Annotated in this window: 24 protein-coding genes; 13 read left to right on the top strand and 11 right to left on the bottom strand. The window is 56.6% G+C overall.

The genetic code is table 11. From position 1 onward, the window contains the following. The first annotated feature begins 56 nt into the window (after window positions 1-56). The 8 genes from FWJ25_RS00430 (at window position 57) to slmA (ending at window position 6,221) form a co-directional block, all read left to right on the top strand. Window positions 57-1,394 (top strand): peptidylprolyl isomerase, encoded by a 1,338-nt coding sequence (locus FWJ25_RS00430; protein ID WP_149598280.1) that lies wholly within the window; start codon window positions 57-59, stop codon window positions 1,392-1,394. After that, complete coding sequence (pdxA, locus tag FWJ25_RS00435) at window positions 1,391-2,401, top strand: 4-hydroxythreonine-4-phosphate dehydrogenase PdxA (protein ID WP_149598281.1); 1,011 nt, start codon at window positions 1,391-1,393, stop codon at window positions 2,399-2,401. The genes FWJ25_RS00430 and pdxA overlap by 4 nt, the downstream gene beginning before the upstream one ends. Then, complete coding sequence (gene rsmA / locus FWJ25_RS00440; RefSeq protein WP_149598282.1) at window positions 2,398-3,231, top strand: 16S rRNA (adenine(1518)-N(6)/adenine(1519)-N(6))-dimethyltransferase RsmA; 834 nt, start codon at window positions 2,398-2,400, stop codon at window positions 3,229-3,231. The genes pdxA and rsmA overlap by 4 nt, the downstream gene beginning before the upstream one ends. Further along, window positions 3,224-4,024 carry a symmetrical bis(5'-nucleosyl)-tetraphosphatase gene (locus tag FWJ25_RS00445; protein ID WP_149598283.1) on the top strand — a complete coding sequence of 267 codons (801 nt, stop codon included), beginning with the start codon at window positions 3,224-3,226 and terminating at the stop codon, window positions 4,022-4,024. The genes rsmA and FWJ25_RS00445 overlap by 8 nt, the downstream gene beginning before the upstream one ends. A gap of 7 nt (window positions 4,025-4,031) precedes the next feature. After that, a complete protein-coding gene (locus tag FWJ25_RS00450; RefSeq protein ID WP_149598284.1) occupies window positions 4,032-4,400 on the top strand; it encodes a DUF423 domain-containing protein in 369 nt (122 codons plus the stop codon). Window positions 4,401-4,452: 52 nt separating this feature from the next. Next, the gene (gene thiS, locus FWJ25_RS00455; RefSeq protein ID WP_149598285.1) at window positions 4,453-4,653 is read left to right on the top strand and encodes a sulfur carrier protein ThiS; all 201 of its coding nucleotides are present in this window, start codon (window positions 4,453-4,455) and stop codon (window positions 4,651-4,653) included. Window positions 4,654-4,735: 82 nt separating this feature from the next. Beyond that, entirely contained in the window at window positions 4,736-5,545 is an 810-nt protein-coding gene (locus tag FWJ25_RS00460) for a thiazole synthase (RefSeq protein WP_149598286.1), read from the top strand. A gap of 88 nt (window positions 5,546-5,633) precedes the next feature. After that, window positions 5,634-6,221, top strand: a complete 588-nt coding sequence (gene slmA / locus FWJ25_RS00465; protein ID WP_149598287.1) for a nucleoid occlusion factor SlmA — start codon at window positions 5,634-5,636, stop codon at window positions 6,219-6,221. A 292-nt stretch (window positions 6,222-6,513) separates the two neighbouring features. Here slmA and FWJ25_RS00470 read toward each other — a convergent pair whose 3' ends face one another. The 4 genes from FWJ25_RS00470 to FWJ25_RS00485 form a co-directional block, all read right to left on the bottom strand. Beyond that, the gene (locus FWJ25_RS00470) at window positions 6,514-7,338 is read right to left on the bottom strand and encodes an inositol monophosphatase family protein (protein WP_149598288.1); all 825 of its coding nucleotides are present in this window, start codon (window positions 7,336-7,338) and stop codon (window positions 6,514-6,516) included. A gap of 54 nt (window positions 7,339-7,392) precedes the next feature. After that, entirely contained in the window at window positions 7,393-8,688 is a 1,296-nt protein-coding gene (locus FWJ25_RS00475; RefSeq protein WP_149598289.1) for a pyridoxal phosphate-dependent aminotransferase, read from the bottom strand. Between the two features lie 160 nt (window positions 8,689-8,848). Next, window positions 8,849-10,198 carry a substrate-binding domain-containing protein gene (locus FWJ25_RS00480; RefSeq protein WP_149598290.1) on the bottom strand — a complete coding sequence of 450 codons (1,350 nt, stop codon included), beginning with the start codon at window positions 10,196-10,198 and terminating at the stop codon, window positions 8,849-8,851. Window positions 10,199-10,300: 102 nt separating this feature from the next. Continuing rightward, the gene (locus tag FWJ25_RS00485) at window positions 10,301-10,612 is read right to left on the bottom strand and encodes a DUF3301 domain-containing protein (RefSeq protein ID WP_149598291.1); all 312 of its coding nucleotides are present in this window, start codon (window positions 10,610-10,612) and stop codon (window positions 10,301-10,303) included. 283 nt (window positions 10,613-10,895) lie between these two features. Between FWJ25_RS00485 and FWJ25_RS00490 the strand changes: the two genes are divergently transcribed. Next, entirely contained in the window at window positions 10,896-11,864 is a 969-nt protein-coding gene (locus tag FWJ25_RS00490) for a helix-turn-helix domain-containing protein (protein WP_149598292.1), read from the top strand. A 54-nt stretch (window positions 11,865-11,918) separates the two neighbouring features. Here the strand turns inward: FWJ25_RS00490 and FWJ25_RS00495 are convergent, their stop codons facing one another. Continuing rightward, window positions 11,919-14,957 carry an efflux RND transporter permease subunit gene (locus FWJ25_RS00495; protein ID WP_149598293.1) on the bottom strand — a complete coding sequence of 1,013 codons (3,039 nt, stop codon included), beginning with the start codon at window positions 14,955-14,957 and terminating at the stop codon, window positions 11,919-11,921. Beyond that, entirely contained in the window at window positions 14,957-16,060 is a 1,104-nt protein-coding gene (locus tag FWJ25_RS00500; protein WP_149598294.1) for an efflux RND transporter periplasmic adaptor subunit, read from the bottom strand. The genes FWJ25_RS00495 and FWJ25_RS00500 overlap by 1 nt, the downstream gene beginning before the upstream one ends. Window positions 16,061-16,382: 322 nt before the next feature. Between FWJ25_RS00500 and FWJ25_RS00505 the strand changes: the two genes are divergently transcribed. Further along, complete coding sequence (locus FWJ25_RS00505; RefSeq protein ID WP_149598295.1) at window positions 16,383-16,889, top strand: J domain-containing protein; 507 nt, start codon at window positions 16,383-16,385, stop codon at window positions 16,887-16,889. A 3-nt stretch (window positions 16,890-16,892) separates the two neighbouring features. Here FWJ25_RS00505 and FWJ25_RS00510 read toward each other — a convergent pair whose 3' ends face one another. Beyond that, window positions 16,893-17,699: a secretin N-terminal domain-containing protein gene (locus tag FWJ25_RS00510; RefSeq protein ID WP_438616547.1), complete on the bottom strand. Its 807-nt coding sequence runs from the start codon at window positions 17,697-17,699 to the stop codon at window positions 16,893-16,895. A gap of 348 nt (window positions 17,700-18,047) precedes the next feature. Here FWJ25_RS00510 and FWJ25_RS00515 point away from each other — a divergent pair, with 348 nt between their 5' ends. Further along, the gene (locus FWJ25_RS00515; protein ID WP_149598296.1) at window positions 18,048-19,097 is read left to right on the top strand and encodes a 3-deoxy-7-phosphoheptulonate synthase; all 1,050 of its coding nucleotides are present in this window, start codon (window positions 18,048-18,050) and stop codon (window positions 19,095-19,097) included. On the opposite strand, the gene FWJ25_RS00520 is transcribed toward FWJ25_RS00515, so the two are convergent. Both FWJ25_RS00520 and FWJ25_RS00525 read right to left on the bottom strand, forming a co-directional pair. Continuing rightward, entirely contained in the window at window positions 19,042-19,713 is a 672-nt protein-coding gene (locus FWJ25_RS00520; RefSeq protein WP_149598297.1) for a LysE family translocator, read from the bottom strand. The genes FWJ25_RS00515 and FWJ25_RS00520 overlap by 56 nt on opposite strands. Before the next feature lie 95 nt (window positions 19,714-19,808). After that, window positions 19,809-20,069, bottom strand: coding sequence for a DUF2061 domain-containing protein (locus FWJ25_RS00525; protein ID WP_149598298.1), 261 nt, complete (start codon window positions 20,067-20,069; stop codon window positions 19,809-19,811). Between the two features lie 228 nt (window positions 20,070-20,297). Between FWJ25_RS00525 and FWJ25_RS00530 the strand changes: the two genes are divergently transcribed. Both FWJ25_RS00530 and FWJ25_RS00535 read left to right on the top strand, forming a co-directional pair. Then, on the top strand, window positions 20,298-20,771 hold the full coding sequence (locus FWJ25_RS00530; protein WP_149598299.1) for a Dps family protein: 474 nt from the start codon (window positions 20,298-20,300) through the stop codon (window positions 20,769-20,771). Between the two features lie 170 nt (window positions 20,772-20,941). Then, window positions 20,942-22,621 (top strand): choice-of-anchor I family protein, encoded by a 1,680-nt coding sequence (locus FWJ25_RS00535; protein WP_149598300.1) that lies wholly within the window; start codon window positions 20,942-20,944, stop codon window positions 22,619-22,621. 54 nt (window positions 22,622-22,675) lie between these two features. On the opposite strand, the gene FWJ25_RS00540 is transcribed toward FWJ25_RS00535, so the two are convergent. Both FWJ25_RS00540 and FWJ25_RS00545 read right to left on the bottom strand, forming a co-directional pair. Beyond that, window positions 22,676-23,800, bottom strand: a complete 1,125-nt coding sequence (locus FWJ25_RS00540) for an NAD(P)/FAD-dependent oxidoreductase (protein ID WP_149598301.1) — start codon at window positions 23,798-23,800, stop codon at window positions 22,676-22,678. An 8-nt stretch (window positions 23,801-23,808) separates the two neighbouring features. Further along, the gene (locus FWJ25_RS00545) at window positions 23,809-25,113 is read right to left on the bottom strand and encodes an SAM-dependent methyltransferase (RefSeq protein ID WP_149598302.1); all 1,305 of its coding nucleotides are present in this window, start codon (window positions 25,111-25,113) and stop codon (window positions 23,809-23,811) included. Window positions 25,114-25,132: the final 19 nt, after the last annotated feature.

The following is a 25,132-nucleotide window of genomic DNA, read 5'->3' on the forward strand; positions in this document are numbered from 1 at the left end:
CGGAGTCGATGACTAACCGCGCAATTGTGCCAGCTTACTTTGATCAAGAGGTGTATATGAAGGCGACTCTTCGCCAGGGTGTAAAGGTACTGCTGATGTTGATGGCAGTCTCCATCGCAACAACGGTCCAGGCCGAGCGCAAACTGCTGGACCAGGTCGTTGCCATTGTTGATGACGATGTAATCCTGCAAACCGAGCTGGATGCCAGAATCAGCACCATTTCCAGTCGCTTGGGTGCCCAGGGCACCGCATTGCCGCCCCGGGCCCTGCTAGAGCAACGGGTGCTTGAACAGCTGATCAACGAATCGATCCAACTCCAACGGGCCGAAAAACTGGGTATGCGGGTCAGCGATAACGAGCTGAACGAAACCATGATCAACATTGCCGATCGTAATGGCATGACCATGGCGGAATTTGAACAGCAGCTCGCGGCAGAGGGGGTGACTTATCGTCAGGCCCGGGAGCAGATACGCCATGAGATGCTGACCAGCCGGGTCCAGCAACGTCGGGTGGGGAACCGGGTCCGGGTCACCGACCGGGAAGTAGAAAACTACCTGCAGGCTCTTGAGGACCGGGGCGGTAACACCGCTGAGTACCGGTTGGCCTACATCTATGTAGCGGTGGATGATGCCAGCAACGAAGCCGCTGTTGCGGAAGCTCGCGACAAGGCTCGCACGCTTCGTGAGCAGATTCTGAGCGGTCGCGATTTCCGCGAAGTGGCGGTGGCCGAGTCTGATGCCGCGAATGCGCTTGAGGGTGGCGATATGGGCTGGCGCAGCGAGAGTCAGTTGCCATCGCTGGTGGCGCCGATTGTCCCGGACCTGGAAGTGGGTAAACCATCTCAGGTGTTGGAAAACACCAGTGGTTTCCATATGGTGATGGTTATGGACAAGCGCGGTGGTGAGCAGAAGCAGGTCATCCAGCAGCACAAGGTTCGCCATATCCTGATTCGCCCATCCGAGGCAGTGACTGAAGCTCAGGCTGAGGCGAAAATCCGCGATATCTATCGACAACTGCAAAACGGAGCCGATTTTGCCGAAGTGGCCCGCGAGTACTCGGACGATCCTGTTTCCGGGTCTGACGGCGGTAACCTGGACTGGGTTAGCAAGGGGCAGATGGTGCCGGCATTCGAACAGGCGATGTTGGATGCTGATATCGGTGAACTCAAAGGTCCTTTCCGCTCCCAGTTTGGCTGGCATATTCTTCAGGTAGAGGAGCGTCGCCAGAGAGATATCAGTGGCGAAGTGAAAGAAGCCGAAGCGCGTCAGAGTATCTATCGACGCAAGTTTGAGGTCGAGCTTCAGAACTGGCTGCAGGAAATCCGTGACGAAGCCTTCGTGGAATTCAAGGGAGACTACGTGCCTGATCCGGAGGTCGAGGACCAAAGTTCATGAATGAGTCGGTCATTCTCGCGCTGACGGCCGGTGAGCCTGCCGGTATCGGGCCGGAACTGTGCCTGCAGTTAGCGCAGGAAGACCGGGGCGTGGGCGTTGTCGTGGTAGCCAGCAAGGCCCTTCTGCAGGCTCGTGCCGATCAGTTGAAGCTGGATGTGGCTCTGAGTGACTGGGCGCCGGGGCAACCGGTGGCAACCGGGAAGAGGCAGCTCAGTGTTCTTCATGTGGACGGCTGCGCCAGCTACCATGCGGGTGTTCTGGATGCCCAGAACAGCGCCTATGTGCTGGATACCCTGACCGTGGCAGCCCGGGGCTGCCTGGCCGGGGATTTTGATGGCATGGTTACCGCGCCTGTCCACAAGGGCATCATCAATGACGCCGGCATTGCTTTCAGTGGGCACACGGAGTTCCTGCAGGAATTGTGTGGTGTGGAGCGGGTTGTGATGATGCTGGCCACGGAAGAACTCCGGGTTGCCCTGGTGACTACTCACTTACCGTTGAAAGACGTGTCTGCGGCGATTACGTCAGAACGGCTCTCGCAGGTCAGTCGTATTCTGGATGCCGATCTGAAAACCTTCTTTGGCATTGAACAGCCCCGGATACTGGTGGCTGGTCTGAATCCCCATGCCGGCGAAGGTGGACATCTGGGCCGGGAAGAGATTGAGGTGATTGAGCCTGCCCTCGAGAAACTCCGGAGCGAAGGGCTAAGCCTTATCGGCCCGCTACCGGCGGATACCCTGTTTACGCCACACTGGCTGGATCAGGCCGATGCTGCACTGGCGATGTACCATGACCAGGGGCTGCCAGTATTGAAATTTCAGGGCTTTGGCCGCGCAGTCAACATTACCCTTGGCCTGCCGATCGTGCGCACATCCGTGGATCACGGGACCGCACTGGATCTGGCCGGAACCGGCAAGGCCGATGCCGGCAGCCTGCATACTGCGATCCGCGTTGGTGCCAGCATGGCCCGGTGCGGGAAAGCCGCTATTAAAGAGAATCAGCTGTGAGTAACAAACACGGACATCAGGCCAGAAAGCGTTTCGGCCAGAACTTCCTGCACGATCCGGGTGTTATCGAAAAAATCGTTCGATCTATTAACCCTAAGCCGGACGAGACCATCGTTGAGATCGGTCCGGGGCTTGGCGCTCTGACGGAAGAAATTCTGGCGGTTAACCCCCGATTGCAGGTGGTCGAACTGGACCGGGACCTAATCCCGGTGTTGCGAACCAAGTTCTTCAACTATCCGGAGTTCGAGATTCACGAGGCTGACGCTCTCAAGTTCGATTTCGCCAGTCTGGTTCAGAACGGCAAGCCGCTGAGAATCATCGGTAACCTGCCTTACAACATCTCGACACCGCTGATCTTTCACCTGCTCGAACAGGCCGGGGTGGTGAAAGACATGCATTTCATGCTGCAAAAAGAAGTGGTACAGAGGCTGGCGGCGGTTGCCGGCGATAACCATTATGGCCGCCTTGGTATCATGGCCCAGTACTTCTGCAAGGTTCAACCGTTGTTCGAAGTCGGTCCCGGTGCTTTCAGGCCTGCCCCCAAAGTGGACTCAGCGATTGTTCGCCTGGTACCCCATGAAACGCTGCCGTATCCTGCCAAGGATCTGGGCACGTTGCAGGCCGTGGTGAGAACAGCCTTCAATGCCCGGAGAAAAACCCTGCGCAAGGCTTTGGCCGGCATGGTCAGCGTAGAACAGCTGCAGTCCCTGGGGATCAATGATGGTCTGCGCCCGGAAAATCTCAGCCTGGCGGAGTTTGTGCAGATCGCAGATCTCGTTTTTGACAGTAAGCCTGCAGAGCAGAGTGGGCAAGAGGTAAGTGATGACTGACTACGCCATTGGCGATATTCAGGGTTGTTACGATCGTTTGCGGGAGGTTCTGCACCGGGTCGCTTTTTCACCGTCCCGGGACCGGCTCTGGGTGGCTGGTGATCTGATTAACCGTGGGCCATCGTCGCTGGAGACCCTGCGTTACCTTTCAGGGCTTGGCAGTTCTGCGGTGGTCGTTCTTGGGAATCACGATCTGCACCTGCTGGCAGTAGCGCTGGGCGGTCACCAGCCGCGCAAGAAAGATACCCTTTCGGAAATACTCGACGCGCCGGACCATAATCAGTTGATCGACTGGCTTCGCCAGCAAAATCTGTGTGTTCACGATAGTGATCGCAATCTGGTGATGGCCCATGCGGGTGTGCCTCATATCTGGGGTATCGAGCAGGCGGTTGCCTGTGCGCGAGAGGTTGAGGCGGTCATCCGTGGTGAGCATGCGGAAGAGTACTTCACCCAAATGTACGGTAACGAGCCACCCTGCTGGGATGATAGTCTATCGGGAATGGATCGGTGGCGGATCATCACCAACTATTTCACCCGTATGCGGTTCATTGCAGAGAACGGCACTCTTGAGCTGGCGACCAAGGAGGCGGCTGCGCACGCTCCGGGCGGTTTTGCGCCCTGGTTCGAGTTCCCGAGACGCGACGATACCCGGGTTATCTTCGGCCATTGGGCGGCGCTGGAAGGCCAGACCGGGGACGATCAGTTCATCGGCCTCGATACCGGCTGCGTCTGGGGTGGTGCATTGACCATCATGAACCTGGATACCGGGGAAAAGATTCACTGTGACTGCTGAAGGTTCTATGCGCTGGCCAATCGTTGCCGGCGCCGTTCTGGGTTTGCTGGCGGTGATGGCAGGTGCATTCGGGGCCCATGGTTTACGGCAGGTCGTGGATAGCCGTGGGCTGGAGGTGTTTCAGACCGCCGTCACTTATCAGATGTATCACGCCATCGGCTTGATTCTGCTCGGGATTCTCTCGGCAGTCGGGTTGCGCCGTCGGATACTGAGTATGGCAGCGGGATTTTTCCTGGCAGGAATTGTCCTGTTTTCAGGTAGTCTCTACCTGCTCGTACTTACCGACATCCGGTGGGTTGGTCCGGTAACCCCTCTGGGTGGATTGTGCTTTATGGTTGGGTGGGTACTTGTAGCGGTGGCCGCCCTGCGCCGTTGATCTGTGGCAAGAGCGGGTCACGGCAATTCGATATCAAGAGGTGTAAACGTAAATGCAGGTTCAGGTAAATGGTGAGGCCATGGAGCTACCTTCCGGAGCGACCGTGACCACACTGATCGACCAGATGGCCCTGGCGGGCAAACGACTGGCAGTCGAAGTAAACGAAGATATTGTTCCGCGCAGCCAACATCCGGGATTCGCGCTGAATGAGGGCGATCGGGTGGAAGTCGTACATGCCATTGGTGGCGGTTGATCCCATCCGGCAATAAACCCCGGCACCCATACATCCATCGCAACTTTTCAACACATCGATTCAACTTAACTTCAGGAAAGACATGAGCGAGACTTCCGAGATCCAGCTTCCCGTAGACAAACCCCTCGAAATTGCTGGCCGCGTTTATCAGTCGCGGCTATTGGTCGGCACCGGAAAGTACCGTGACATGATGGAGACCGGTCATGCCATTGAGGCCAGTGGCGCGGAAATCGTGACGGTTGCGGTGCGCAGAACGAACCTGGGGCAGAATCCGGACGAGCCGAACCTGCTGGACGTGATCTCTCCTGAAACATACACCATCCTGCCCAATACCGCCGGCTGCTACACCGCGAAAGATGCCGTGCGCACCTGCAGGCTGGCCCGGGAACTGCTGGACGGTCACGACCTGGTGAAACTGGAAGTTCTCGGAGAAGAGAAGACCCTGTATCCGAACATGACGGAAACCCTTGCGGCTGCGGAAGAGTTGATCAAGGACGGCTTCAAGATCATGGTGTACTGCTCGGATGATCCTCTGCTCGCTAAACGCCTGGAAGAAATGGGATGTGTTGCGATCATGCCGCTGGGCGCGCCAATTGGTTCCGGTCTTGGTATCCAGAACCGTTATAACATTCGCCTGATCGTGGAGAATGCTAACGTACCGGTTCTGGTTGATGCCGGAGTGGGTACCGCCTCCGACGCCACCATTGCGATGGAACTGGGGTGTGACGGCGTGTTGATGAACACAGCTATTGCCCAGGCTAAAGATCCCATCCGGATGGCCAACGCCATGCGTCTGGGTATCGAAGCAGGCCGTGAGTCCTATCTTGCGGGCCGTATGCCGAAGAAACTCTACGCCAGCGCCTCTTCTCCCATTGATGGCACCTTTTTCTGATCTCGGGCACAATCCCGGGAAGCAATAAGCGAGGGCCGGCACCAAATGACTGGCCCCGATAACGACTAATCAGCGCTGTACTTCCACCATGACCGACCAGAAACCCAGTCGCCGTGAGGCGATTCTCCATGCTTTGGTGGCCCTGCTGGAGCAGGACCCCGGTGCCCGAATCACTACGGCTGGCCTGGCCAGATCCGTTGGCGTTACCGAAGCTGCCCTGTATCGGCATTTTCCCAGTAAGCGGAAAATGTTCGAAGCTCTTATCGAATTTGCGGAAGATGCGGTGTTCACCCGCTGCCAGGTCATCCTGCAGGAGCAGGAAGACGTTCGTACCCGCCTGCAGCAACTCGTCAATCTGGTATTGGTGTTCTCCGAGCGTAATCCCGGTTTGTGTTGTGTGTTGACCGGCGACGCGTTGATGGGTGAGAACGAAGCCCTGCGAAAGCGGGCGTCCCAGTTCTTCGAGCGCCTGGAAACCCAGATCCGCCAAACTTTGAAAGAAGGCGAAATACGCCAGGGCTTACGTCCCCGAACCAGTGCCGCGCGGGGTTCTGACTTCGTAATGGTGTTCGTCGAGGGGCGTATTCAGCGATTTGTCCGTTCGTCGTTCTCCCGTTTGCCGTCTTCGGAGTTTGACGAAAGCTGGGGGCTGGTTGCTGAGGCTGTTTGGGGTTGAATCAGGTAGTTTACCTCGGATTCTAGCCTGACACTGCCGGAGTTTGGCTGTGTCGGAAAGGACTTTTCCGGAACCGCTACAAGCACGTCCATGTGCGCTTGGCTCCGGCCATCCCTGGCCTCCGACATTCCGGAAAAGCCCTTCCCGACACAGCCTTTCCAGCTTCTCGATATTCGCTAGCAAAAAAGAATTCCAAACAAACTTCCCGATTCGGATGGTTCAATTCAGCGGCCTGTTGCAGCCCCCACAACTTAAGGGCTTGGGACAGGAACCTAACCGGCAACTCGGAGATTTACTTATACCCGGACGCGGACCGCAGAATTGAGCGGATGGGCTCCCAGATAGCCGGTGCTGAAATCAAGATGTCCCGTCCCCATAGATCGGCCGGATAGCCTTCGGGCACTTCGCCGAAATGCCCTGCTGTGGCGCCGGCCTCCAGGGCAATCAACCTGGCGGCTGCGAAGTCCCAGGGGCTGACATTTTCGTAGTAGATATCCAGGCGACCGCAGGCAACCCAGCATATATCCAGTGCGGCAGAGCCGATGCGCCTCAGATCCCGGCACTGGTGAATCATTGCATCCAGGCGGCTGACCAGCGGCTCCAGATTGTCCTTTGTATAGGGAAAGCCGGTGGCGAACAGGGACTCGCGGGGCACGGTTGCGCCACTGTGTTTGATCACTTCGCCATTGAGGGTTGCGCCTTCGCCGCGGGTTGCCCGGAACGTTTCGCCGGGGAAGGGGGCGTGAACCACCCCGGCCTGCACGCGGCCTTTCTCGGCATAGGCAATGGAAACCGCGACCGCAGGGTGTCCGTAGGCATAGTTAACGGTGCCATCAATGGGATCAACAATCCACAGAGGCGTATCCAGATTCTCGGCCTGGCTGAGATCCGGCATGGTTTCCTCTGACAGGATGCGGTGCCCGGGGAAGCGCTGGCGGATAGCTCCAGTGATGAATTCGTCAGCCATCACGTCTGCGTGGGTGACCAACTCAGTCTGTTTCTTGTAATCGGTGCGAAGAGTGTTCTGTTCGCGCTCCAGGCGAATCAACTCGCCGGCTTCATGGGCCAGGGATTCGGCAAAGTCGGTAATGTCGGCGAGAGAAACAGAATCAGACATGGCGCCCCCAAAGTCTCGAGAAATGAGTGAGGACGCCAGTCTAGCACGATGGTGTCAGAGGCTGTTCAGCCAGTGCTCCATCTTGTCCATGGCTTTCACCAGTCGCGGACAGGCCTGGATCACGAATTCATCGCCCAGATCCTGCGCTGCATATTCACCGGCGGACAGTTTCAGCGCTTCGGTGCCGTCGAAGTCCACAAATGCCAGACGTGCGGCAAGGTGATCCGGTACGAAGCCGAAATCGCTGGCCGGCAGGATGGCAACGCCGGTGTTTTCAAGCAGAGCCTGACAGAACGCCTGGCTGGTCTTGATGTCTTTACGGTCCAGGCGGTCACGAAATGCCGAGAAATCCGGGAACAGGTAGAACGCGCCCTGGGGCTTCTGGACAACCGCGCCCATCTCGCCAAGACGGCGATGGATATATTCACCAATGACCTTGAGTACCCGCCGTGAATGAATCAGGTAATCGTCAATATCCTCGCCGCCGTTGAACGCTGAAATCGCCGCATACTGGATCGGGGCGCTGGTGGACGTGAAGGTCTCACTGGCGATGATTGCCATCGCATCCAGCAGTGGCCGCAGTTCCGGTGGGAAAATGAACGAACCCAGACGCCAGCCTCCGGCGCCGGCCCATTTGCTGAGGCCGGTGCTGATGATTGTGCCTTCCGGGTAATAGCGGGCGATGGATTTATGCTGGCCCTCAAAGTGTACTTCGCCATAAATCTCATCCGACAGCAGGATCAGTTTGTACTTGCGGGCCACGTTGGCAATGGCCAGCAGCTGATCGTCGGTGTAGGTGCAACCGGTCGGGTTGGACGGGTAGTTCAGAATCAGGATGCGCGGGCGGGTTGGGTCGTCCCGGCAGATAATGTCCAGCTCTTCCGCTGTGAGTTGCCAGTTGTTCGCAGCGTGGGTGGGCAACCAGTGCACGGAACGGCCGATGATCCTGGCTTGTGGTGCGTAGGAAACCCAGCTCGGTCGGGGGATCAGCAGGTCGCCGTAGTAGGCGAGCTGGAGGATAAACAGAAGCTCCTTGGAACCGGGGCCGATCAGTACATCCTCCCAGGTGCAGCGGATACGCTGACTGCGGTTGATGTAGCCTGCAATAGACTCGCGGAGCCCTTTCAGGCCTTTTACCGGCAGGTAGTCTTTTTCATGGGCATGACTCTTCAGCGCTTCGACAACACGGTCGGGCACCGGGAATGGCGACTGCCCGAGGCCGAGTTTGATGATGTCTTTGCCTTCAGATTTGAGCTGGTTGCTCAACTCGTTGATGCGCAGTGTGGAAGAGGGCAGGATGCCCCGCACGTTCAGGTTGATCGCGTATCGATGATCGGAATGTATGTCCATTGTCCCTGTCTGTTGGTTGGATGTGACTCCATCAGTATAGGGAACCCAAACATATCTGTGACGGGGTGGGGGATAGGGGATTGCCGAATATTTCCGGTCGACTTTAGTGGAAGGGCGCCAGGCCATGGCATTTTCCGCGCGGTGGCCTGGCGCAACGGAGTCAGTGGTTACGTACCCACACCTCGACCCGGCCGTTACGTTGTTGCCCGGAGTTTCCGCCGGCGGTTCCTACGGGCATGTACTGGCCGTAGCCGGTATAGGCCGCTTCGGGAATGCCGTGATCTTTAAGGGCTTTGCTGACAGACAGTGCCCGAAGCTCGGAAATCATCTGGGCACGGAGTTCGTTGCTCTGCTGGTCGGCAAAGCCGATCAATAGCAGCTCACCGGCGGTCAGGTGCTCCCTTGAGAGGTAGTCCGCCACCCGCTTCAAGTCCCGTTGGGCCTTGTTGTCGAGCTTGGTTCGCCCTTTCGAGAAGCGGAAATTGACCGTCAGGCGGCTGTAGTTTGCGGTAAGTCGCTGGAAGGACGCGGGGACGGAATCGTCGAAGTTGGGTTTGACGGCCATTGGATTCTGAGAAATGAAGCCGGACCGGGAGACAATGGCCTGCCCCTCTTCGCTTTGCGCAAATTCCAGGAAGTCGGCGGCCATCTTTTGGGTTTTCTGGCCGGGGCTGTACATGAACAAACGCCGGGCCAGTGGGTAGTCTTCACTGGCAACGGTCAACTGTGTGGGTTTGAGGGCCGGTGCATTTCCGTCGGAGATAGCCAGCACCTTGCTGTCGCGGACCGAGGCCAGGCCGGCAAAACCGATGGCGGAAGCGTCCTGGCTGACGCTGTCAGACAGTTGGTCATTGGATTCAAAACGCTTTGCTGATGCATCCAGCTTGTAGGTTTTGCCCAGCACAAGGCTCTTGAAGGTGTCCCAGGTGCCGGAGCGATCATCACGGGCGTAGAGGTGAATCGGACTGTCGGAACCGCCTATCTCCGACCAGTTGCGAATCTCGCCGGCAAAGATCTTGCCCAGGGTATCAATGCTCAGTTCGTTCACCGGGTTGGCGGGATGAACCAGTACGGCAAGGCCGTCAATAGCAATAACGTGTTCGCTGTCCGGCGCGGTAAGATCCGCCCGAGATTTCAAGGCTCCGATCTCGGAGTCTTTGGCAGGTCGGGATGATGCCCAGATGTCGGCGCGGTTTGCGGCCAATGCCTTGTACCCGGTACTTGAGCCGTGTGCGGCTACCAGGACCCGTACCGGCTTGCCGTTGGCGTTCGCCAGCAGGAGCTTTTCGTTTTCTTTGCCATTCGGGCGTTCGGTGACTTTGCCCGTCGCGGATTGCTGAAGGTAAGCCGTCATCAGCATGGGGGCCAGTCTGGCACCAATGGTGTTGGAACCGTGAATTTCTAGGTCATTTGCCTGGGCGCTCAGCGGTAAAGCCAGTATCAACGGGCTCAGTAGCGGCAATGCCAGGCGTCTTGCGGAGAGGCGCAGGTGAGACAGGAGGGTCAGCATTCGGAGTCCTTATTTCCGGGTGAATCTGGAAGGAGGTCAGAATGCTACAGAATTGTGACAAACAGGTTTCAGCCCTGTAACTGATTGTTTCGGGGCGGGGGTTCAGAAACGATGAGGGGCCAGCTCCATATGCAGAATACGCTGGCCCAGCATGATGACGCGGCCGGTATAACGCTCTTCACCGGTTGAGGTGAAATCAAACAGAAAGCGTCGCCATACCCGAATTTTTCCGTCCTGGTCCCGCTTGAACCAAACGCCGCGCAGATACACGGCGTCGTCCAGCAACATCACGTCCATGCTTTTACAGTACTGCCTTGCGGCCTGGAGGACGAAGTCCTTGATAGCCTTGGCCCGCCACCAGTACCAGACGACGGTCGCGGCCAGAAACAGCCAGAATAAAGTTCCAAGTGTCACGGTGTTGGTTGTCTTTTGCGTCAAAGCCAGAATAGACCGCCAGACTACCCTATTGTGCCGGTTCGGGGAATTGCTGCTTGCCATCCCCGCTGCTTCCGGCGATGGAAATCGGTTTGTCACACAGCATCTGGAGAAAATGGCTGGTGAGCAGGCAGTGCTGTTGATTGACCAGGATCAAAGCCGGGAGGAAAAGGTGCAGGTAGGTTCAGGCTTTGCAATATATGGCTAGGTGTAACCCGTATAGTGGACGAGTATTAGGAAATTTTGGATTTGCTGTACTGATATGCCGAATGAATGTCCCACCCTTGAACTGGCGTCTTACCTGAAGCTGAATCGCGCATCACCGGAGGAGTGGCTGGCTGCTGCGCGCGCGCTGTTTGCCGGTGAAGAGCTTCAGTGCAGGTGTTCTGGTAACCAGTCCATGATTGGTGCTATTGCTGCGCTTGAGGTCGAAAACGGTAGCGTGGTGGTTCTGCATGGCGCGAGCGGGTTCGATTTTTCCGTGAACCGGAACCGGTGCCTGAAGGTGGTGGTTCCCGTCAGCGGCGCCATTGGATTTTCAGTGCCAGGGGGAGAGTGGCAAGCGCTCGACGGGCTGGCGATTCTGCCGCCAACGGCACGGGCACGTGTCCGGATGAGCGCCGGTAGCCAGTTACTTATCGTGAAGCCTGAGCCAGAGCTACTTGCTGGCAGCCCGGTCAATCCGAGTGAGGAAGGTTTAAACGAACTTTCGCGACTGCTTGCACAATACCTTCAGCAGGTCCGCTTTTTCCGGGATCATCAGCACGCGGAAGTCCAGACTGGCATTGTCCTGAACGCACTGGTGGATGTGATGAGCGGCGCAGCCCCGAAGGTTGTTCCCCTCCCTCTGGTGGACGACCGGCGAGTTCTTCGGGTAATCGAAAAAATTGACCAGCAGGCTGATTGGGAATTTGACCTCAAGGAGCTGGCTCTCCACTCCGGTGTCAGCGAACGCAATCTCTACTATCTGATGAAACGCCAGACGGGTATGACGCCCTATCGGTATTTCCAGCGCAGCAGACTAACCCGGGTAAGACGACGTCTCGTGGATTGTCAGTGTGATGTGCCCCATATCTCTTGGTATGCCGCCGACGAAGGCTTTACTCACCTTGGGCGGTTCGCGGCTCTGTACCGTGAACACTTTGGTGAATTGCCCCGCGAAACCGTTCAGTGGCGGCGCAAGCTGGTGAGATCTGACGCGCCTGCTGCCCATCTCCGGCACCTTGCCTGAACAAAAAAAAAAGCCCGGTCGCTTTGTCGCGGCCGGGCTTGTGTTACTGCAGCTCTAGTGGGTTGTTCTGTTGTGATCCCGTGCCAGCAGGATATAGAACGCCGGTAGCACAAACAGCGTGAACAGCGTGCCGATGCCCAGGCCGGCACTGATGGTCAGGCCGATGGCAAAGCGGCTTTCTGCGCCCGCTCCGATAGCTATGAGCAGGGGAACCATGGCAAAGATCAGCGCCAGTGACGTCATGATGATCGGTCGCAGCCGGATCGCCGCTGCCTCGATGACGGCCTTGACCTTGTTCATGCCTTTCTCGACCTGTAACTGGTTGGCAAACTCCACAATCAGGATGCCGTTCTTTGACACAACCCCAATCAGCGTGATCAGACCAACCTGGGTATAGATGTTGACGGTTGTGAATCCGAGCACAATGAAGGCCATCGCACCGGCGACTGACATGGGCACCGAGACCAGGATGATGAGCGGGTCCCGCCAGCTTTCAAACTGAGCGGCCAGCACCAGATAAATAACCAGCAGTGACAGGAAGAATGTAACCACCAGCGCACTGCCCTGCGTGGCCAGTTGCCTGCTCTGGCCGGTGTAATCGTAGGAGAATCCCTGGGGGAATACCTCCGCGGCGGTCTGCTCCATAAAGTCCATGGCAGTGCCCGCTGCAACACCCGGCATGACAACGCCCTGGAGTGTCAGAGAGTTCTGCTGGTTGAACTGGGTTCTGTTGGAGGGCTCGATATCGTGGCTGAAGCTCACCACGCTGCTGAGCGGGATCAGGTCACCGGTATCTGCGCGAATGTAGTAATCATTCAGCGCCTGTTCGTCCAGGCGGAAATTCTGATCAACCTGGGGGATCACCTGGTAGGAACGGCCTTCCATGCTGAACCGGTTGATATAACCGCCGCCCAGCATACTGGAGAGAGACTGACCAACGTCCTGCATTGAAAGCCCGAGATCAGCGACCCGGTCCCGATCCACGTTGATGCGGGTAACCGGCCTGTCGAAGTTGATGGACTTCTGCAAGAACATGAAGTTGCCGCTGGCCATGGCCCGGCCAAGCAATTCATCCGCGACCTGATCCAGTTGCTCATAGCCGCTACCGGTGGTGATGACGAACTGGAATGGCAGACCACCACCTGAGCCAGGTAATGAGGGGCGAGGGAATACGGCGGTTTGCAGCCCGGTAACCTTTTTAAGCTCGGCGTCGAGTAATGGCTGTACCTCGAACTGGCTGATGTCCCGCTGGCTCCAGGGCGCCAGCTTGAAGCCGCCGAAGACGGCGTTCGGGCTGGTAATGCCGAGAATCATGAAATCCTCGTTATAGCCTGGAACCGTCGACATTCGCTGCTGTACCTCGTCACCGTGTTCCCGCAGATAGTCCAGGGTGGATGTCTGGGGGCCGAGCCCCTGATAGAACAGGATGCCCTGATCTTCTGTAGGCGCCAGTTCGTTCTGGCTCATCATCAGCATGAAGTAGATGGAAGCCAGTACCACGAGGGCAAAAAAGACCACGACGGACTTGGTTTCCATCAGTGAACTCAGTGCCGACTTGTATCCGTTGGCGAGACCACTGAAGGTCTTCTCCACCAGTTGCTCGAATTTGCCCGGATCACCATGAGGCTTGAGGATCTTGCCGGAAAGCATGGGCGACAGCGTCAGCGCCACAATCCCCGAAATCACCACGGTGCCTGCAAGAGTGAAGGCAAACTCGGTAAACAGGGAGCCGACAAGGCCACCCATGAAACCGATCGGAGCGTAGACCGCAACCAGTGTGGTGGTCATCGCGATGATTGGGACTGCCATTTCCCGGGCGCCGTTGATGGCGGCATCGAAGCGGGATTCGCCCTGTTCGATGTGTCGGTGGACGTTCTCCACCATGATGATGGCGTCATCCACCACCAGGCCGATAGCGAGCACCATGGAGAGCAGGGTCAGCAGGTTCAGGGAAAAACCGAACATCAGCATGATGAATGCGCCACCAATCAGTGACAAGGGCACGGCAACGGAGGGAACCACAGATGCCCGAATAGAGCCAAGGCACAGGAAAACCACCACCAGTACGATGATCAACGCTTCGATAAGCGTGCTGATCACTTCGTTGATGGAGTCCTCGATAAAGTCCGAGGCGTCGTAGGCGAGTCGGACATCCAGACCTGATGGTAGCTGGGACTGAATGTCCGGAAGTTCGTCTTTGACCAGATCCGCTACGGTCAACGGGTTGGCCCCCGGGGCCAGCTCAATGGCCACATAGGTCGCCGGTTGGCCCTTGTAGAGCGCCAACTGGTCATAGCTCTCCGAGCCCAGCTCCACGCGGGCGATGTCCTGTAGCCGGATCTGGGTTCCGTTGGCCTGCTTTACAACGAGGTTCCGGAATTCGTCCGGGTCGGCCACGTCGGTATCGCTGGTCATGCTGATTTCGGTATACCGGCCCTTGGTGTTACCAACTGCGGCCTGGTAGTTGTTGGCCCTTAGCTTGGCGACCACTTCTGTGGGTGTCATGTCGACGGCGGCGAGACGCTCCGGATCAAGCCATACCCTGAGCGCGAATTTGCGGCCCAACAGTTCGGCTTTACCAACGCCTGACAGCGCCTGCAGCTTGGGCTGAACCACTCGGGTCAGGTAGTCGGTAATCTGCGGTACGGCCAATTCGTTGCTGTAAAAGGCAATGTACATCAGCGCAGTAGAGTCACCGGTCGTCGAACTGATGACGGGATCCTGAGCTTCGGACGGCAGCACGTTGCGCTGACTTGCGACCTTGGCCTGGATTTCTGCCAATGCCGCGTTGGCGTCATAGTTCAGCACCATCTTGGCTTCAATGGTGGACTGGCCCTGGGAGCTGGTGGAGGTCAGGTAATCGATACCACTGGCTTCCGCAATGGCCTGCTGCAGCGGTGTGGTAATAAATCCCTTGATCAGGTCTGAACTGGCACCTGGATAAGCTGTGGTGACCGTTACGGTCGTGCTTTCCAGTTCCGGATACTGGCGAATCTCCATTTCCATGGCGGCCCGGGCACCGAGCAGCAGGATAAGGAGGCTGACCACCGTCGCGAGTACCGGACGGTGGATGAAAATGTCGGTGAAACGCATTATTCAGCTGCTCCCTCTGGCTGCTCGGCCTCGTCCTGGATGACCACGCTCTGGCCTGCTCTCAGACGAAGGAGCCCCTTGGCGACGACCGTTTCTCCGGCCTCAAGCCCACTAACAACGGATGCACGGCCATCCCGGGTCTCGCCGGACTGGATGGTGCGCCGGTTAACCACCAGTTGTCCGTCATCGTTCTCGGCGACAACGAACACGAAATCTCCGTAGGTATTAAAGGAAATGGCTGTACGAGGCACCGTGATCACCTCATTGTCATTCGGTTGCTGAGTCTGAACGGTGGCAAACATACCCGGTCGCAGAAGGCCGCCCGGGTTGTCCAGGGTGGCGCGAATGCGGACAGTCCGCGTTTCCGGATTGACTGATGTGTTGATGGCGCTGACTTTGCCCTCAAACTTTTCGTTGGGTATGGCTGCAACGGACACGGCAACCGGGTAACCGGTCGCGACGTTTGGCAGGTTCTTCTCTGACAACGTGTAGTCGACGTAGATTGGGTCAAGCATGTTGATCTCGACGATCGGTGTGCCGGTTGCGATGTATTCGCCCTGGTCAACCATACGAATACCCAGCGTCCCGTCGAACGGGGCACGGATAATCTTCTTGCTGAGCTCCGCCTCGGCCTCGTTTACCCGAGCGCGGGCTGCATCATAATTTGCCTTGGCTTCGTCGTATTGGGACTGGGATACCGCGCGCTTGGGTAGAAGATCCGAAACCCGCTTGAACTCCTGCTCGGCGAGCTGGGCCTCCGCGCGACGGGTGCGCAGCGCTGCGTCATCAATGGCAGAGTCGATCCGGATCAGGACATCTCCCTGTTTAACCTGATCGCCGGATTCGAAATTGATCTTCTCAATGACACCGGCCACTTCGTTCGCCACTTCAATGCCATTGACTGCCTCAACGCTGCCAACCGCTTTAATGGCGGGTGTCCACTTCTCAACGGTGGCCTGGGTTGCGGAAATTTCCAGGGGAGGCTGGGGTTTGCCCATCATTTGCTGGAATTGACCGAACTGGTAGATCTTGTAGCCAAAGATTCCACCGAGCACTACGCCAAGCAGTATGATGACGATTACGAAGCGGGAAGCAGTACGCATAATTCAGGTCCTGGAAATCGGTATTGTGTCTGGTGCTGAGCGGCTGGGCGGGGCGATGAGGATCGCCTTTCCCTGGCCGATCGGTCATGGACTTCTTTGATATTGAGTCCACTTTGGATTAATTGACTGTCATAAAACCTAGCATCCTATAAAACTAGCAGGATGCTTGTCACCGGTTTGTCAGCATTTCCGGTTAAATTTCCTGGCCAACTCTGGATTGGTGCGGCTTTAATCTCTTCCATAAGGACTATTCAGCTGATGCTGGTATTGTCCCCGGGGTCAGTGACAGAATAACGACCGGTAATGATTCAAGGATCAGTTCATGCAGTGGATTCTCGGTATCGCGCTCGCAGCGGCCGTCTTTTTCATCCTGAAACAGTGGGGAGCCCTGTCTCCGGAAAAACAAAAGTCGGCGATCTGGAAGTCCGTGCTGGTGGTGGGGGGGGCACTTCTGCTGTTTATGGTTTTAACCGGAAGGGTGCACGTATTGACCGCTGCTGTTGCTGCATTATTGCCTTTGTTACGAAAGCTGCCATCGCTGCTTGAACACCTGCCGGCTTTTAAACGGTTTCTCGGAAGCGCAGACAGCGGATCAACCGAAGATGGTCGAGACAATCATCGACAGGCCGGGGCCAACCCTTCCGGTGCCATGTCAGAAGCGGAGGCCTGCGAGATACTCGGGTTGCAGCTGGGATGCTCAGAATCAGACATCATCAGCGCCCATCGACGCCTGATCCAGAAACTGCACCCGGATCGTGGCGGTAACGATTACCTGGCGGCCAAAATCAATGATGCCAAGGCGATCCTGCTGAGAAAATACCGGTCCTGAAGGTCAGGGCAGGATATCCACCTTAACGTCAAAGCTCCGATTGCTCTGCTGGTTGCTGTTGATACTGTAGGTGATGCCGGACTGCTGACGGCTCGACTGGCTGGAAATACTGCCCAGGGACACCCACTGCCCTGGCTCCACCCGGCGAATAGTCATGACCGCCTCGGTTTCGTATCCCTGCATGGCTGCGGGATCTTCTTCAAACGACATGATGTTGAGTTCTATGGTCTGGCTGGATATCACCTGCGGACTTACCAGGAAACCGCTTCGGGTTTCGACCTGTTGAAGAATGGCCGCAGGATTTCGCCCGCCCCGAACAGCTAGGGGCAATGTCCGGATCTTCCCTGAAGTAATATGGGCAGACTGACCATCCTGCACGATCAGCGAGCGTTGCCTTTGGTTACCGGTACTTATGACCTTTCGTTCTACGGTCACACCGATCTGGTTCTCCGTTCCGCTCACACCTGCTCCGGACCGTTTTCCCCCGATATCCTCTGATGAGCGCACCGTAATTCTCAGCTGTGCCGGGGCTACGTCCATGGTTTCGACCAATGTACCGATTTCATCCAGCAGCTGGGGCTCGCCCCGGACAATAAGTTGCTGGCCGCGTGCAGAGATGGTGATGGGGGTGCTCTGATACAGGGGCCGAATCTGGTCGGCGACATCTTCAGCCGACCGGTTGCCGAGCTCATAAACCCGGGCTTCAGCCAGAGCCTGAGCGCTTACCATCAGCATGGCTGCGAATAGCAGAAACCCCATGAACAGAGGAAATCTGGTGGCTGCGAACGGGCGTTGGAAGAGCGGGGACATGTGAACTCCTGGGACGGCGCCTGGAAAAAATCCGGATCACGGGTTGCCAAGTGGAAAACCGGAGGTATATATTGAAAAGCATGAAGACGACACACACGACCTGTCAATTGAATGTTCTGCAAGCTTTCGGTGAGAAATCGATAGCTGCGGTCGCTGCTGTGTTTTTCTGGTGGTTTGGTTATGGCTTTTATTTTAGCCAGAACCCGGGCCGCCCATAGATCTTCATCGACCGAACATACGAGGAAGGCAGCCCGGAAACACCCAGGCTGCCACCGGACTCAAAAAGCCCCGACTGGTAGCCCAGCCGGGGCTTTTTTGATTCTGATACAGGGAAAATGGAAAACCGACATGAACATGCCTCTACCAGCAGAAACACGTCTCCAACCGGAGTCTGAGCGCCCGCAACGTGGGGAGACTGCTCTGCCTACGGTGCTGGAACTTCACCAGACGCTACCGATCGATGATGCCTTGTGCTTTCAGATCCGGGAGCAGCGACAGGATATCCGCCGGATTCTTAATGGTCAGGATGACAGACTGCTTATCGTGGTAGGCCCCTGTTCGGTCCATGATGAAGTGGCGGCTCTGGAGTACGGTGAAAAACTCAAAGCTCTGGCTGACAGTGTCAGTGACCGTTTCCTGATAGTGATGCGTGCCTACCTGGAAAAGCCCAGGACCACTGTGGGCTGGAAAGGCCTGTTGTACGATCCCGAGCGTACGGGTGCTGGAAACCTGGGTGAAGGCCTGGTCCGGTCACGACGGTTGCTGCTGAATCTGGCTCGTATCGGTTTACCGCTGGCGACAGAGGCTCTGAGTCCGCTGGCGATGGATTACCTGGGTGATCTGGTGAGCTGGACGGCCATTGGCGCCCGCACTACTGAGTCACAGGTGCACCGGGAAATGGTCAGCGGCCTGCCCATGCCAACCGGTTTCAAAAACGGTACCGACGGTGGCATCGGCGTTGCCATCAATGCCATGAAGTCTGCGGCTCACTCTCATCACCATATGGGATTGTCAGCCTCCGGCGCTCCGGTAATGATTACCACCAACGGAAACCCTGATACTCACCTGGTACTTCGTGGTGGCCGGGGCATCACAAACTACGACGCTGACAGCATAAATGCTGCGGCCGAAAGCCTTTCAGCTGCGGGGTTGTCACCATCGATCATGGTGGATTGCAGCCACGACAATGCCCGGAAGGTGGCTGATCGGCAGGTGGATATCGCGCGGGAAGTCGTCGCTGAACGTCAGGCCGGCAACAGCCACATTCGGGGACTGATGCTGGAAAGCTTCCTGGAGCCGGGTCGGCAGGATGACGGCGAAGAACTTCTCTACGGCTGCTCGATTACCGATCCGTGTCTGGGGTGGGAACAGACGGAGTCTCTGATCCGCTCACTGTAGAAAAAAGCAGTTGTCCGGCCAGGAGAATCAGGATGCCGCCCATGACGCGGTCCAGCCAGTGGCCGAAACGATTAAAGGCCTGGCGGACCTGGGGCAGAGTGAAGAAGGTTGCGACCATGCAGAACCACAGCCCGGTAGCCACGGCCATGTAAACACCGTAGCCCGCCTGCACCGCTATCGGGGTGCCAGGGCTGATCACCACTGAAAACAGCGAGACGAAAAACAGCGTGGCCTTCGGGTTCAGGGCATTGGTCAGGAAACCGAGGCGCAACGCGGCCCAGTGAGATTGTGTTTTGTCAGCTGTGACATCTACATGGATGTCCGTTCTGCGGGAGCGCAGGCAGTGGAAAGCGATCCAGGTGAGATAAATCGCACCCACGATCTTGAGGACGCTGAACAGCCAGACCGATTGCTGAATGATGAATCCGATACCAAGGAGGGAGTAACCAACGTGTACAAGAATGGCAAGGCCGACACCGCAAGCGGTCAGCAGGGCGTTGGCGCGGCTCTGGGTGAGGGACTGCTTCAGCATGACGGCGAAATCCGGACCGGGGCTGGCGACGGCGAGAAGATGTACCAGTGCCACGGTCAGAAATTCGGGCCAATAGTTCTGCATGCGATACCCCAGGGTCAGTGTCGGTGACCCGAGAGTTTAAAACAATTTCCCCGTTGTTGCCCACGGAGGATCACGGAGGGTGACCTGAGTGCCCATCAGATTGTCTGAGCCGTCGAGTGTTGTGCCCTTGCATTTTGCTGGCGTCGACTCCAGATCCTTTCATGGAAGAAGTAGGCCACGGTGTTGATGGCGGGCTCCACCATAGCAATCAGGCTTCCTACAATGATGTCGCCAGTCAGCAGGTAAGCCACAGTAAAGGCGACCGTAAAGTGCGTCATAGCGAAAGTAATGGTTTTTACCAGCGACTGGTCACCATGGGTTCCGTGGTTATGCACAAACAGTTTCAAGGCACTCATTGTCAGCTCCCGCCGTCGTCGTTCGTCTATGGTTGTTATTAAAGGCTAAATAGGAATCGTTGTTAAATAGAATGATTTCTTGGTTTTGATAGTTGTCAGCTATGAGTCGGTGGGATTCGATATTGGTCTGAGCTATAGCTGGTATTAATGATCTAAACTTTCCGGCGCAGACGCGCTGGGTTACATTAGACGCAGTATTTACTTAATTAACGGTCAAGGAGGCTTCTGATGAGCAAGAACTTCATCGGTCTGGACGCAGTGAAAGCGGAAACGTTGGCGGATTCCCTGAATGATCTGTTGTCGAACTACCAGATCTTCTACATGAACGTTCGCGGGTTCCACTGGAACATCAAGGGTAGTGATTTCTTCGAGCTGCATTTGAAGTTCGAGGAACTCTACAACGACCTGCTGCTGAAAGTTGATGAAATTGCCGAGCGGGTCCTGACCCTGGGCCATCGTCCGACTCACTCCTACAGCTCATACATTGAGCGTTCTGAAGTCAAGGAGTGCAAAGACGTGTCCGACGGCAAGGAAGCGATGACTAACATCGTGGAAAGTTTTGCCAAGCTCATCGGCAAGCAGCGTGAACTGCTGAGCCTCGCAGGAGATGCGGAAGATGAGGGCACGGTTTCCCTGATGAGCGACTATATCTCTCAGCAGGAAAAGACAGTCTGGATGTACCGTAGCTACCTGGGTCAGTAATTCCGGCCTGTCATTTGGTGGTAGTGAAGACGGCGGCCCGAGGGTCGCCGTCTTTGTTTCTGGTCATCAAACTTTCACTGGGGTGACCCGGAACTGAAGCCCGTTTGTCATAAAACTTGCCTAGCGTGTGTCGGGAATTTCTACATTTGACGTTTCCCGAGGCAACAACGATGTTCAGAAAGACTTTGATTTCCGCTGCCGTGCTTTCATCCGTAGTCGGGCTGAGCGCCTGCACAGACGATGGTGATAACGGCGTTGATGGCATTGACGGTATTAATGGCAGCAGCAAGACGCTGATCGAGCTGAGTGTGCTTGGCAGCTACCAGGCTCCGGGAGACGTATTTGACGCCGGTGCCGCCGAGATCGTTGCCCATGATGCAACAAATCAGCGTCTGTTCGTTGTTAACGCGGGTGCGTCTACCGTTGACGTACTGGATATCCAGGATCCATCCCAGCCGGTATTACTACAGACCATTGATGCAACGGCCGAGGGCGCTTCTGCCAACAGTGTTGCTGTCTACGGGGATCTGGTGGCAGTTGCTATTGAAGCCGACGTGAAACAGGACCCGGGCAAGGTTGTTTTCTATAACGCGACAGACCTGGGTAAAGTCGGTGAAGCCACAGTGGGTGCCCTGCCGGACATGGTAACCTTCACACGGGATGGCCAGAAGGTTCTGGTTGCTAATGAAGGTGAGCCGAGTGCCGATTACAGCATTGATCCGGTAGGCTCGATCAGCATTGTTGATCTTTCCGCTGGTGTGGCGGGCGCAACTGTGACTACTGCGGGCTTTGAAAGCTTTAATGCCAATGTGGCAGACCTGCAAGCCAGCGGTGTTCGGGTGTTTGGCCCTGGAGCCAGTGTCGCTCAGGACCTTGAGCCTGAGTACATCGCGGTTTCTGAGGACAACACGACGGCGTGGATTGCCCTGCAGGAAGCGAATGCCTTCGCCGTACTGGATATTGAAGCCGGTGAAATCACCGACATCCTTCCTCTGGGCTTCAAAGACCATAACCTGATTGGCAATGAACTGGATGCGAGCAACCGCGATGACCGCATCAATATCCGTAATTGGCCGGTGAAAGGCATGTACATGCCGGATGCCATTTCCAGCTACAGCTACAACGGAAAGACCTACTACATTACCGCCAACGAAGGTGACTCCCGGGATTATGACGGCTTCTCTGAGGAGTTCCGTCTGAAGGACCTGACGCTTGACGCGACCGCGTTCCCGGATGCGGCCACTCTGCAGTTGGATGAAAACCTCGGCCGGATCAATGTCACCTCAACGATGGGTGTAAGCAATGGTTGTGATCCCAGCGATCCGCTGACCGACGTCGAGGTTGCCTGCGTGTATGATGAAATCTACACCTACGGTGGTCGCTCCTTCTCGATCTGGTCTGAGGATGGCCAGCAGGTCTTTGACAGCGGAAGCGAGTTCGAACGCATCACCGCGAGATTGTTGCCCGATAACTTCAATGCCACCAACGATGAGAACAACTTCGACAACCGCTCTGACGACAAGGGGCCGGAGCCTGAGGCGGTCACGGTTGGTAAAATCAACGGGCAGACATTTGCGTTTATCGGGCTTGAGCGTGTGGGCGGTATCATGGTCTACGACGTGACGAATCCCCAGAGCCCGGAGTTTGTTCAATATCTGAATAACCGGGATTTCTCTGTGTCTCAGGCGGATCTTGAAGCGGGTATGGCGGGTGATCTTGGTCCTGAAGGTGTTGCCTTCATTTCAGCTGATAACAGCCCGAATGGTCAGCCGATGCTGGCGGTAGGAAATGAAATCAGCGGAACGACGACGCTCTACGGCATCGACGTTATTGAGCTTTCCGGCAACTGATTCCGGCCGGCAGAACAAGAAAGGTGCCTTCTCAGGCACCTTTTTTTTATGGGGTCAGACCGCAGAGGCCAGTAAAGGCACACCCTGATGTAAAAACCACTTCTCGGTAACCACTTTCCGGGTGAACCAGTGGGAGCGCATGAGGGGGCTGGCCAGTGCCAGTTTCATCCATTCCGGAACCTGCCAGCCATCCTCATCCTCGGCTGCCCGGTTGCCAAAGCGCGCGGCTATGGCATCGCCGTATACCTGCAGGGATGACGCGGAGCAGTCCTCTGCTTTGCGGATAACATCCGCGGCCATCAAGGCCGACTCAATCGCCGGGCGTATACCCTCACCACTTTGGGTGTAGGCCAGCCCTGCAGAATCCCCGATCAACAGAATGCCGTCATCCACCAGCGGTCGCTCGGCATGGGCATAGAGAAGGTAGGCGTGGCCCTTGAAACGCCCGGGGACGGTGTCCGGAATCCGGCCGTAGGCTTTCATCTCTTTCACAAAGGCTTCCAGATGATCGGTCAGCTTGTGATTGTCTTCCCGGCCCAGGCCGACATTCAGGTAGTTTCCCTTGCGGAATACCCAGGCATAGCCTTTAAGATCGCGGCAGAACCAGAGTTCGGGGGTGTCCCCGCGCGCTTCGCAGACGGATGCCTGTTCGGCTGTCATCTCGAACTCTGCTTCCTTGGCGGCAACCACAGTCTCGTGCCTGCCAGGGCCGTCGCCAAGGAGGCGGGCCACAGGGCAGAAATGGCCTCCTGCACCAACGATCAACGGCGCTTCCCAGGTCTCGTTGATTACCCAGTTTGCGCCCTTGCGAACGATGCTTTTGACCGGTGTTCCCAGAGCCTTGGGTGAGCTCACGCGATCCAGAAGGTAAGCATCAAACTCACAGCGACGAATGCCAAAACTGACAATAGCACCATGATCATTCTCGACGGCATCCTGTCCCATCATGCCGATACGGAAGCGGCGAATAGGCTGCAGGGTTCTCCCTGTATTGTAATCGTCCAGGTCGATCTTCAGTTCGTCCATCACCGCCGGGGTAACCCAACCCGCGCAGGTCTTGTCCCGGGGAAAGGCCTGTTTATCAATGATCAGAATACGTTTTCCGCTGTCCTGAAGAGCACGGGCCAGGGTGGAACCTGCGGGGCCCGCGCCAATGATGATCAGATCGTAGTAGTCCATCAGTCCTCCTATTGGGCAGCAGGAAAGGAGTAAAGATCAGCTCTGCTCTGGGGCAGTTGGTTATTGTCGCCGTGGGTGAACACCACCTGGAATAGTTGGAGGGAGCCGGCCCGGAAGGCAGCAATGGAGCCCGCCAGATACATACGCCAGGCTCGGGTAAAGTGATCGTCATACATCTCTGTCACTTCTTCTTCATTTTCGGTAAACCTCTGCATCCAGTGTGTCAGGGTCTGGGCGTAGTGAAGGCGAAGGTTTTCAACATCCAGTACCGAAAACTCCCCGTGTTCACAGATCTCCATGAGCTCGCCGATACTGGGTGGGTAGGCACCGGGGAAAATCCGTTTCTCGATCCACGCATTCATCAGTGTGGGGTGGTTGCGGCCAATGCTGTGAATGAGGGCTATACCGTTGGGTTTCAGGCAGTGTTTGATGAGCTCGGACAACGCCCGGTAGTTTTCCTTTCCAACATGCTCAAGCATGCCGACAGAAACGAATGCGTCGAACTGCCCTTCGATATTGCGGTAATCATCTTCTATGTAGGTCACCAGATGATCCAACCGCTCTTCGCTGGCTTTTTTACGGGCGTAGGCCAACTGTTCCCGGGAGATGTTGTAGGACTGCACGGTAACGCCATAGTGGCGCGCCATGTAGCGGGCGAGTCCACCCCAGCCACAACCGGCCTCGACGACGCTCATCCCTGGTTTCAGTCGAAGTTTTCGGCAAACGTGTTCCAGTTTTGCCAACTGAGCCTGTTCGAGTGTCAGGTCTGCTCGCTCGTAATAGGCGCAGGTGTACTGCATGGCCGCCTTATCCAGCCAGAGCTGGTAAAACGGGTTGCCGAGATCGTAGTGGTGATGGATGTTTTCTTTGGCTTCCGAGATGCCCGTCGACCTGGGGTTGTGGTTGCGCCACAGCGCATCCAGCCACCTGGGCCACTGCCGGCGCGCGTTGTGGATAGCTCTGTACAGGGCTTCGAGCAGTTCCGGCAGGTCGCCATCAACTTCCAGTCGCCCGGCACTGTAGAGATCGCCGAATGCGAGATTGGGATTGGCAACGAGGGAATAGAGTGCCTTTGGGTCGGTCAGGTGGAGAGTAAACCGCGCGTCGTCAGATTCAGGCTCAATGAGCTCGCCATTCCAGAGCTGAAAGCACACCGGTGGTGACCCTGCCATCCTCATCAGTTTTGCCACCAACCAGCGTTCGTAACTGTGGGGTTCCCTGTCGGTCTGGCTAGAGTCGAGTGGCAACGTCAGCACGTGGGGGTGCCGTTCCTGCTCCTTCTGATCGTTTTTGCGGACGGTACTTTGAGCCATGGATTCGTCACTCCTTTCT

The sequence above is a fragment of the Marinobacter salinexigens genome (assembly GCF_008370345.1).
In the GTDB taxonomy this organism is placed as follows: Bacteria; Pseudomonadota; Gammaproteobacteria; order Pseudomonadales; family Oleiphilaceae; genus Marinobacter; species Marinobacter salinexigens.

Bases quoted from the DNA above. Each gene is read 5' to 3' on its own strand.
- FWJ25_RS00430 (WP_149598280.1), top strand. From the start codon at position 57: ATGAAGGCGACTCTTCGCCAGGGTGTAAAGGTACTGCTGATGTTGATG.
- pdxA (WP_149598281.1), top strand. From the start codon at position 1,391: ATGAATGAGTCGGTCATTCTCGCGCTGACGGCCGGTGAGCCTGCCGGT.
- FWJ25_RS00445 (WP_149598283.1), top strand. From the start codon at position 3,224: ATGACTGACTACGCCATTGGCGATATTCAGGGTTGTTACGATCGTTTG.
- FWJ25_RS00450 (WP_149598284.1), top strand. From the start codon at position 4,032: ATGCGCTGGCCAATCGTTGCCGGCGCCGTTCTGGGTTTGCTGGCGGTG.
- thiS (WP_149598285.1), top strand. From the start codon at position 4,453: ATGCAGGTTCAGGTAAATGGTGAGGCCATGGAGCTACCTTCCGGAGCG.
- FWJ25_RS00460 (WP_149598286.1), top strand. From the start codon at position 4,736: ATGAGCGAGACTTCCGAGATCCAGCTTCCCGTAGACAAACCCCTCGAA.
- slmA (WP_149598287.1), top strand. From the start codon at position 5,634: ATGACCGACCAGAAACCCAGTCGCCGTGAGGCGATTCTCCATGCTTTG.
- FWJ25_RS00470 (WP_149598288.1), bottom strand. From the start codon at position 7,338: ATGTCTGATTCTGTTTCTCTCGCCGACATTACCGACTTTGCCGAATCC.
- FWJ25_RS00475 (WP_149598289.1), bottom strand. From the start codon at position 8,688: ATGGACATACATTCCGATCATCGATACGCGATCAACCTGAACGTGCGG.
- FWJ25_RS00480 (WP_149598290.1), bottom strand. From the start codon at position 10,198: ATGCTGACCCTCCTGTCTCACCTGCGCCTCTCCGCAAGACGCCTGGCA.
- FWJ25_RS00490 (WP_149598292.1), top strand. From the start codon at position 10,896: ATGCCGAATGAATGTCCCACCCTTGAACTGGCGTCTTACCTGAAGCTG.
- FWJ25_RS00495 (WP_149598293.1), bottom strand. From the start codon at position 14,957: ATGCGTTTCACCGACATTTTCATCCACCGTCCGGTACTCGCGACGGTG.
- FWJ25_RS00500 (WP_149598294.1), bottom strand. From the start codon at position 16,060: ATGCGTACTGCTTCCCGCTTCGTAATCGTCATCATACTGCTTGGCGTA.
- FWJ25_RS00505 (WP_149598295.1), top strand. From the start codon at position 16,383: ATGCAGTGGATTCTCGGTATCGCGCTCGCAGCGGCCGTCTTTTTCATC.
- FWJ25_RS00510 (WP_438616547.1), bottom strand. From the start codon at position 17,699: ATGTCCCCGCTCTTCCAACGCCCGTTCGCAGCCACCAGATTTCCTCTG.
- FWJ25_RS00515 (WP_149598296.1), top strand. From the start codon at position 18,048: ATGAACATGCCTCTACCAGCAGAAACACGTCTCCAACCGGAGTCTGAG.
- FWJ25_RS00520 (WP_149598297.1), bottom strand. From the start codon at position 19,713: ATGCAGAACTATTGGCCCGAATTTCTGACCGTGGCACTGGTACATCTT.
- FWJ25_RS00525 (WP_149598298.1), bottom strand. From the start codon at position 20,069: ATGAGTGCCTTGAAACTGTTTGTGCATAACCACGGAACCCATGGTGAC.
- FWJ25_RS00530 (WP_149598299.1), top strand. From the start codon at position 20,298: ATGAGCAAGAACTTCATCGGTCTGGACGCAGTGAAAGCGGAAACGTTG.
- FWJ25_RS00535 (WP_149598300.1), top strand. From the start codon at position 20,942: ATGTTCAGAAAGACTTTGATTTCCGCTGCCGTGCTTTCATCCGTAGTC.
- FWJ25_RS00540 (WP_149598301.1), bottom strand. From the start codon at position 23,800: ATGGACTACTACGATCTGATCATCATTGGCGCGGGCCCCGCAGGTTCC.
- FWJ25_RS00545 (WP_149598302.1), bottom strand. From the start codon at position 25,113: ATGGCTCAAAGTACCGTCCGCAAAAACGATCAGAAGGAGCAGGAACGG.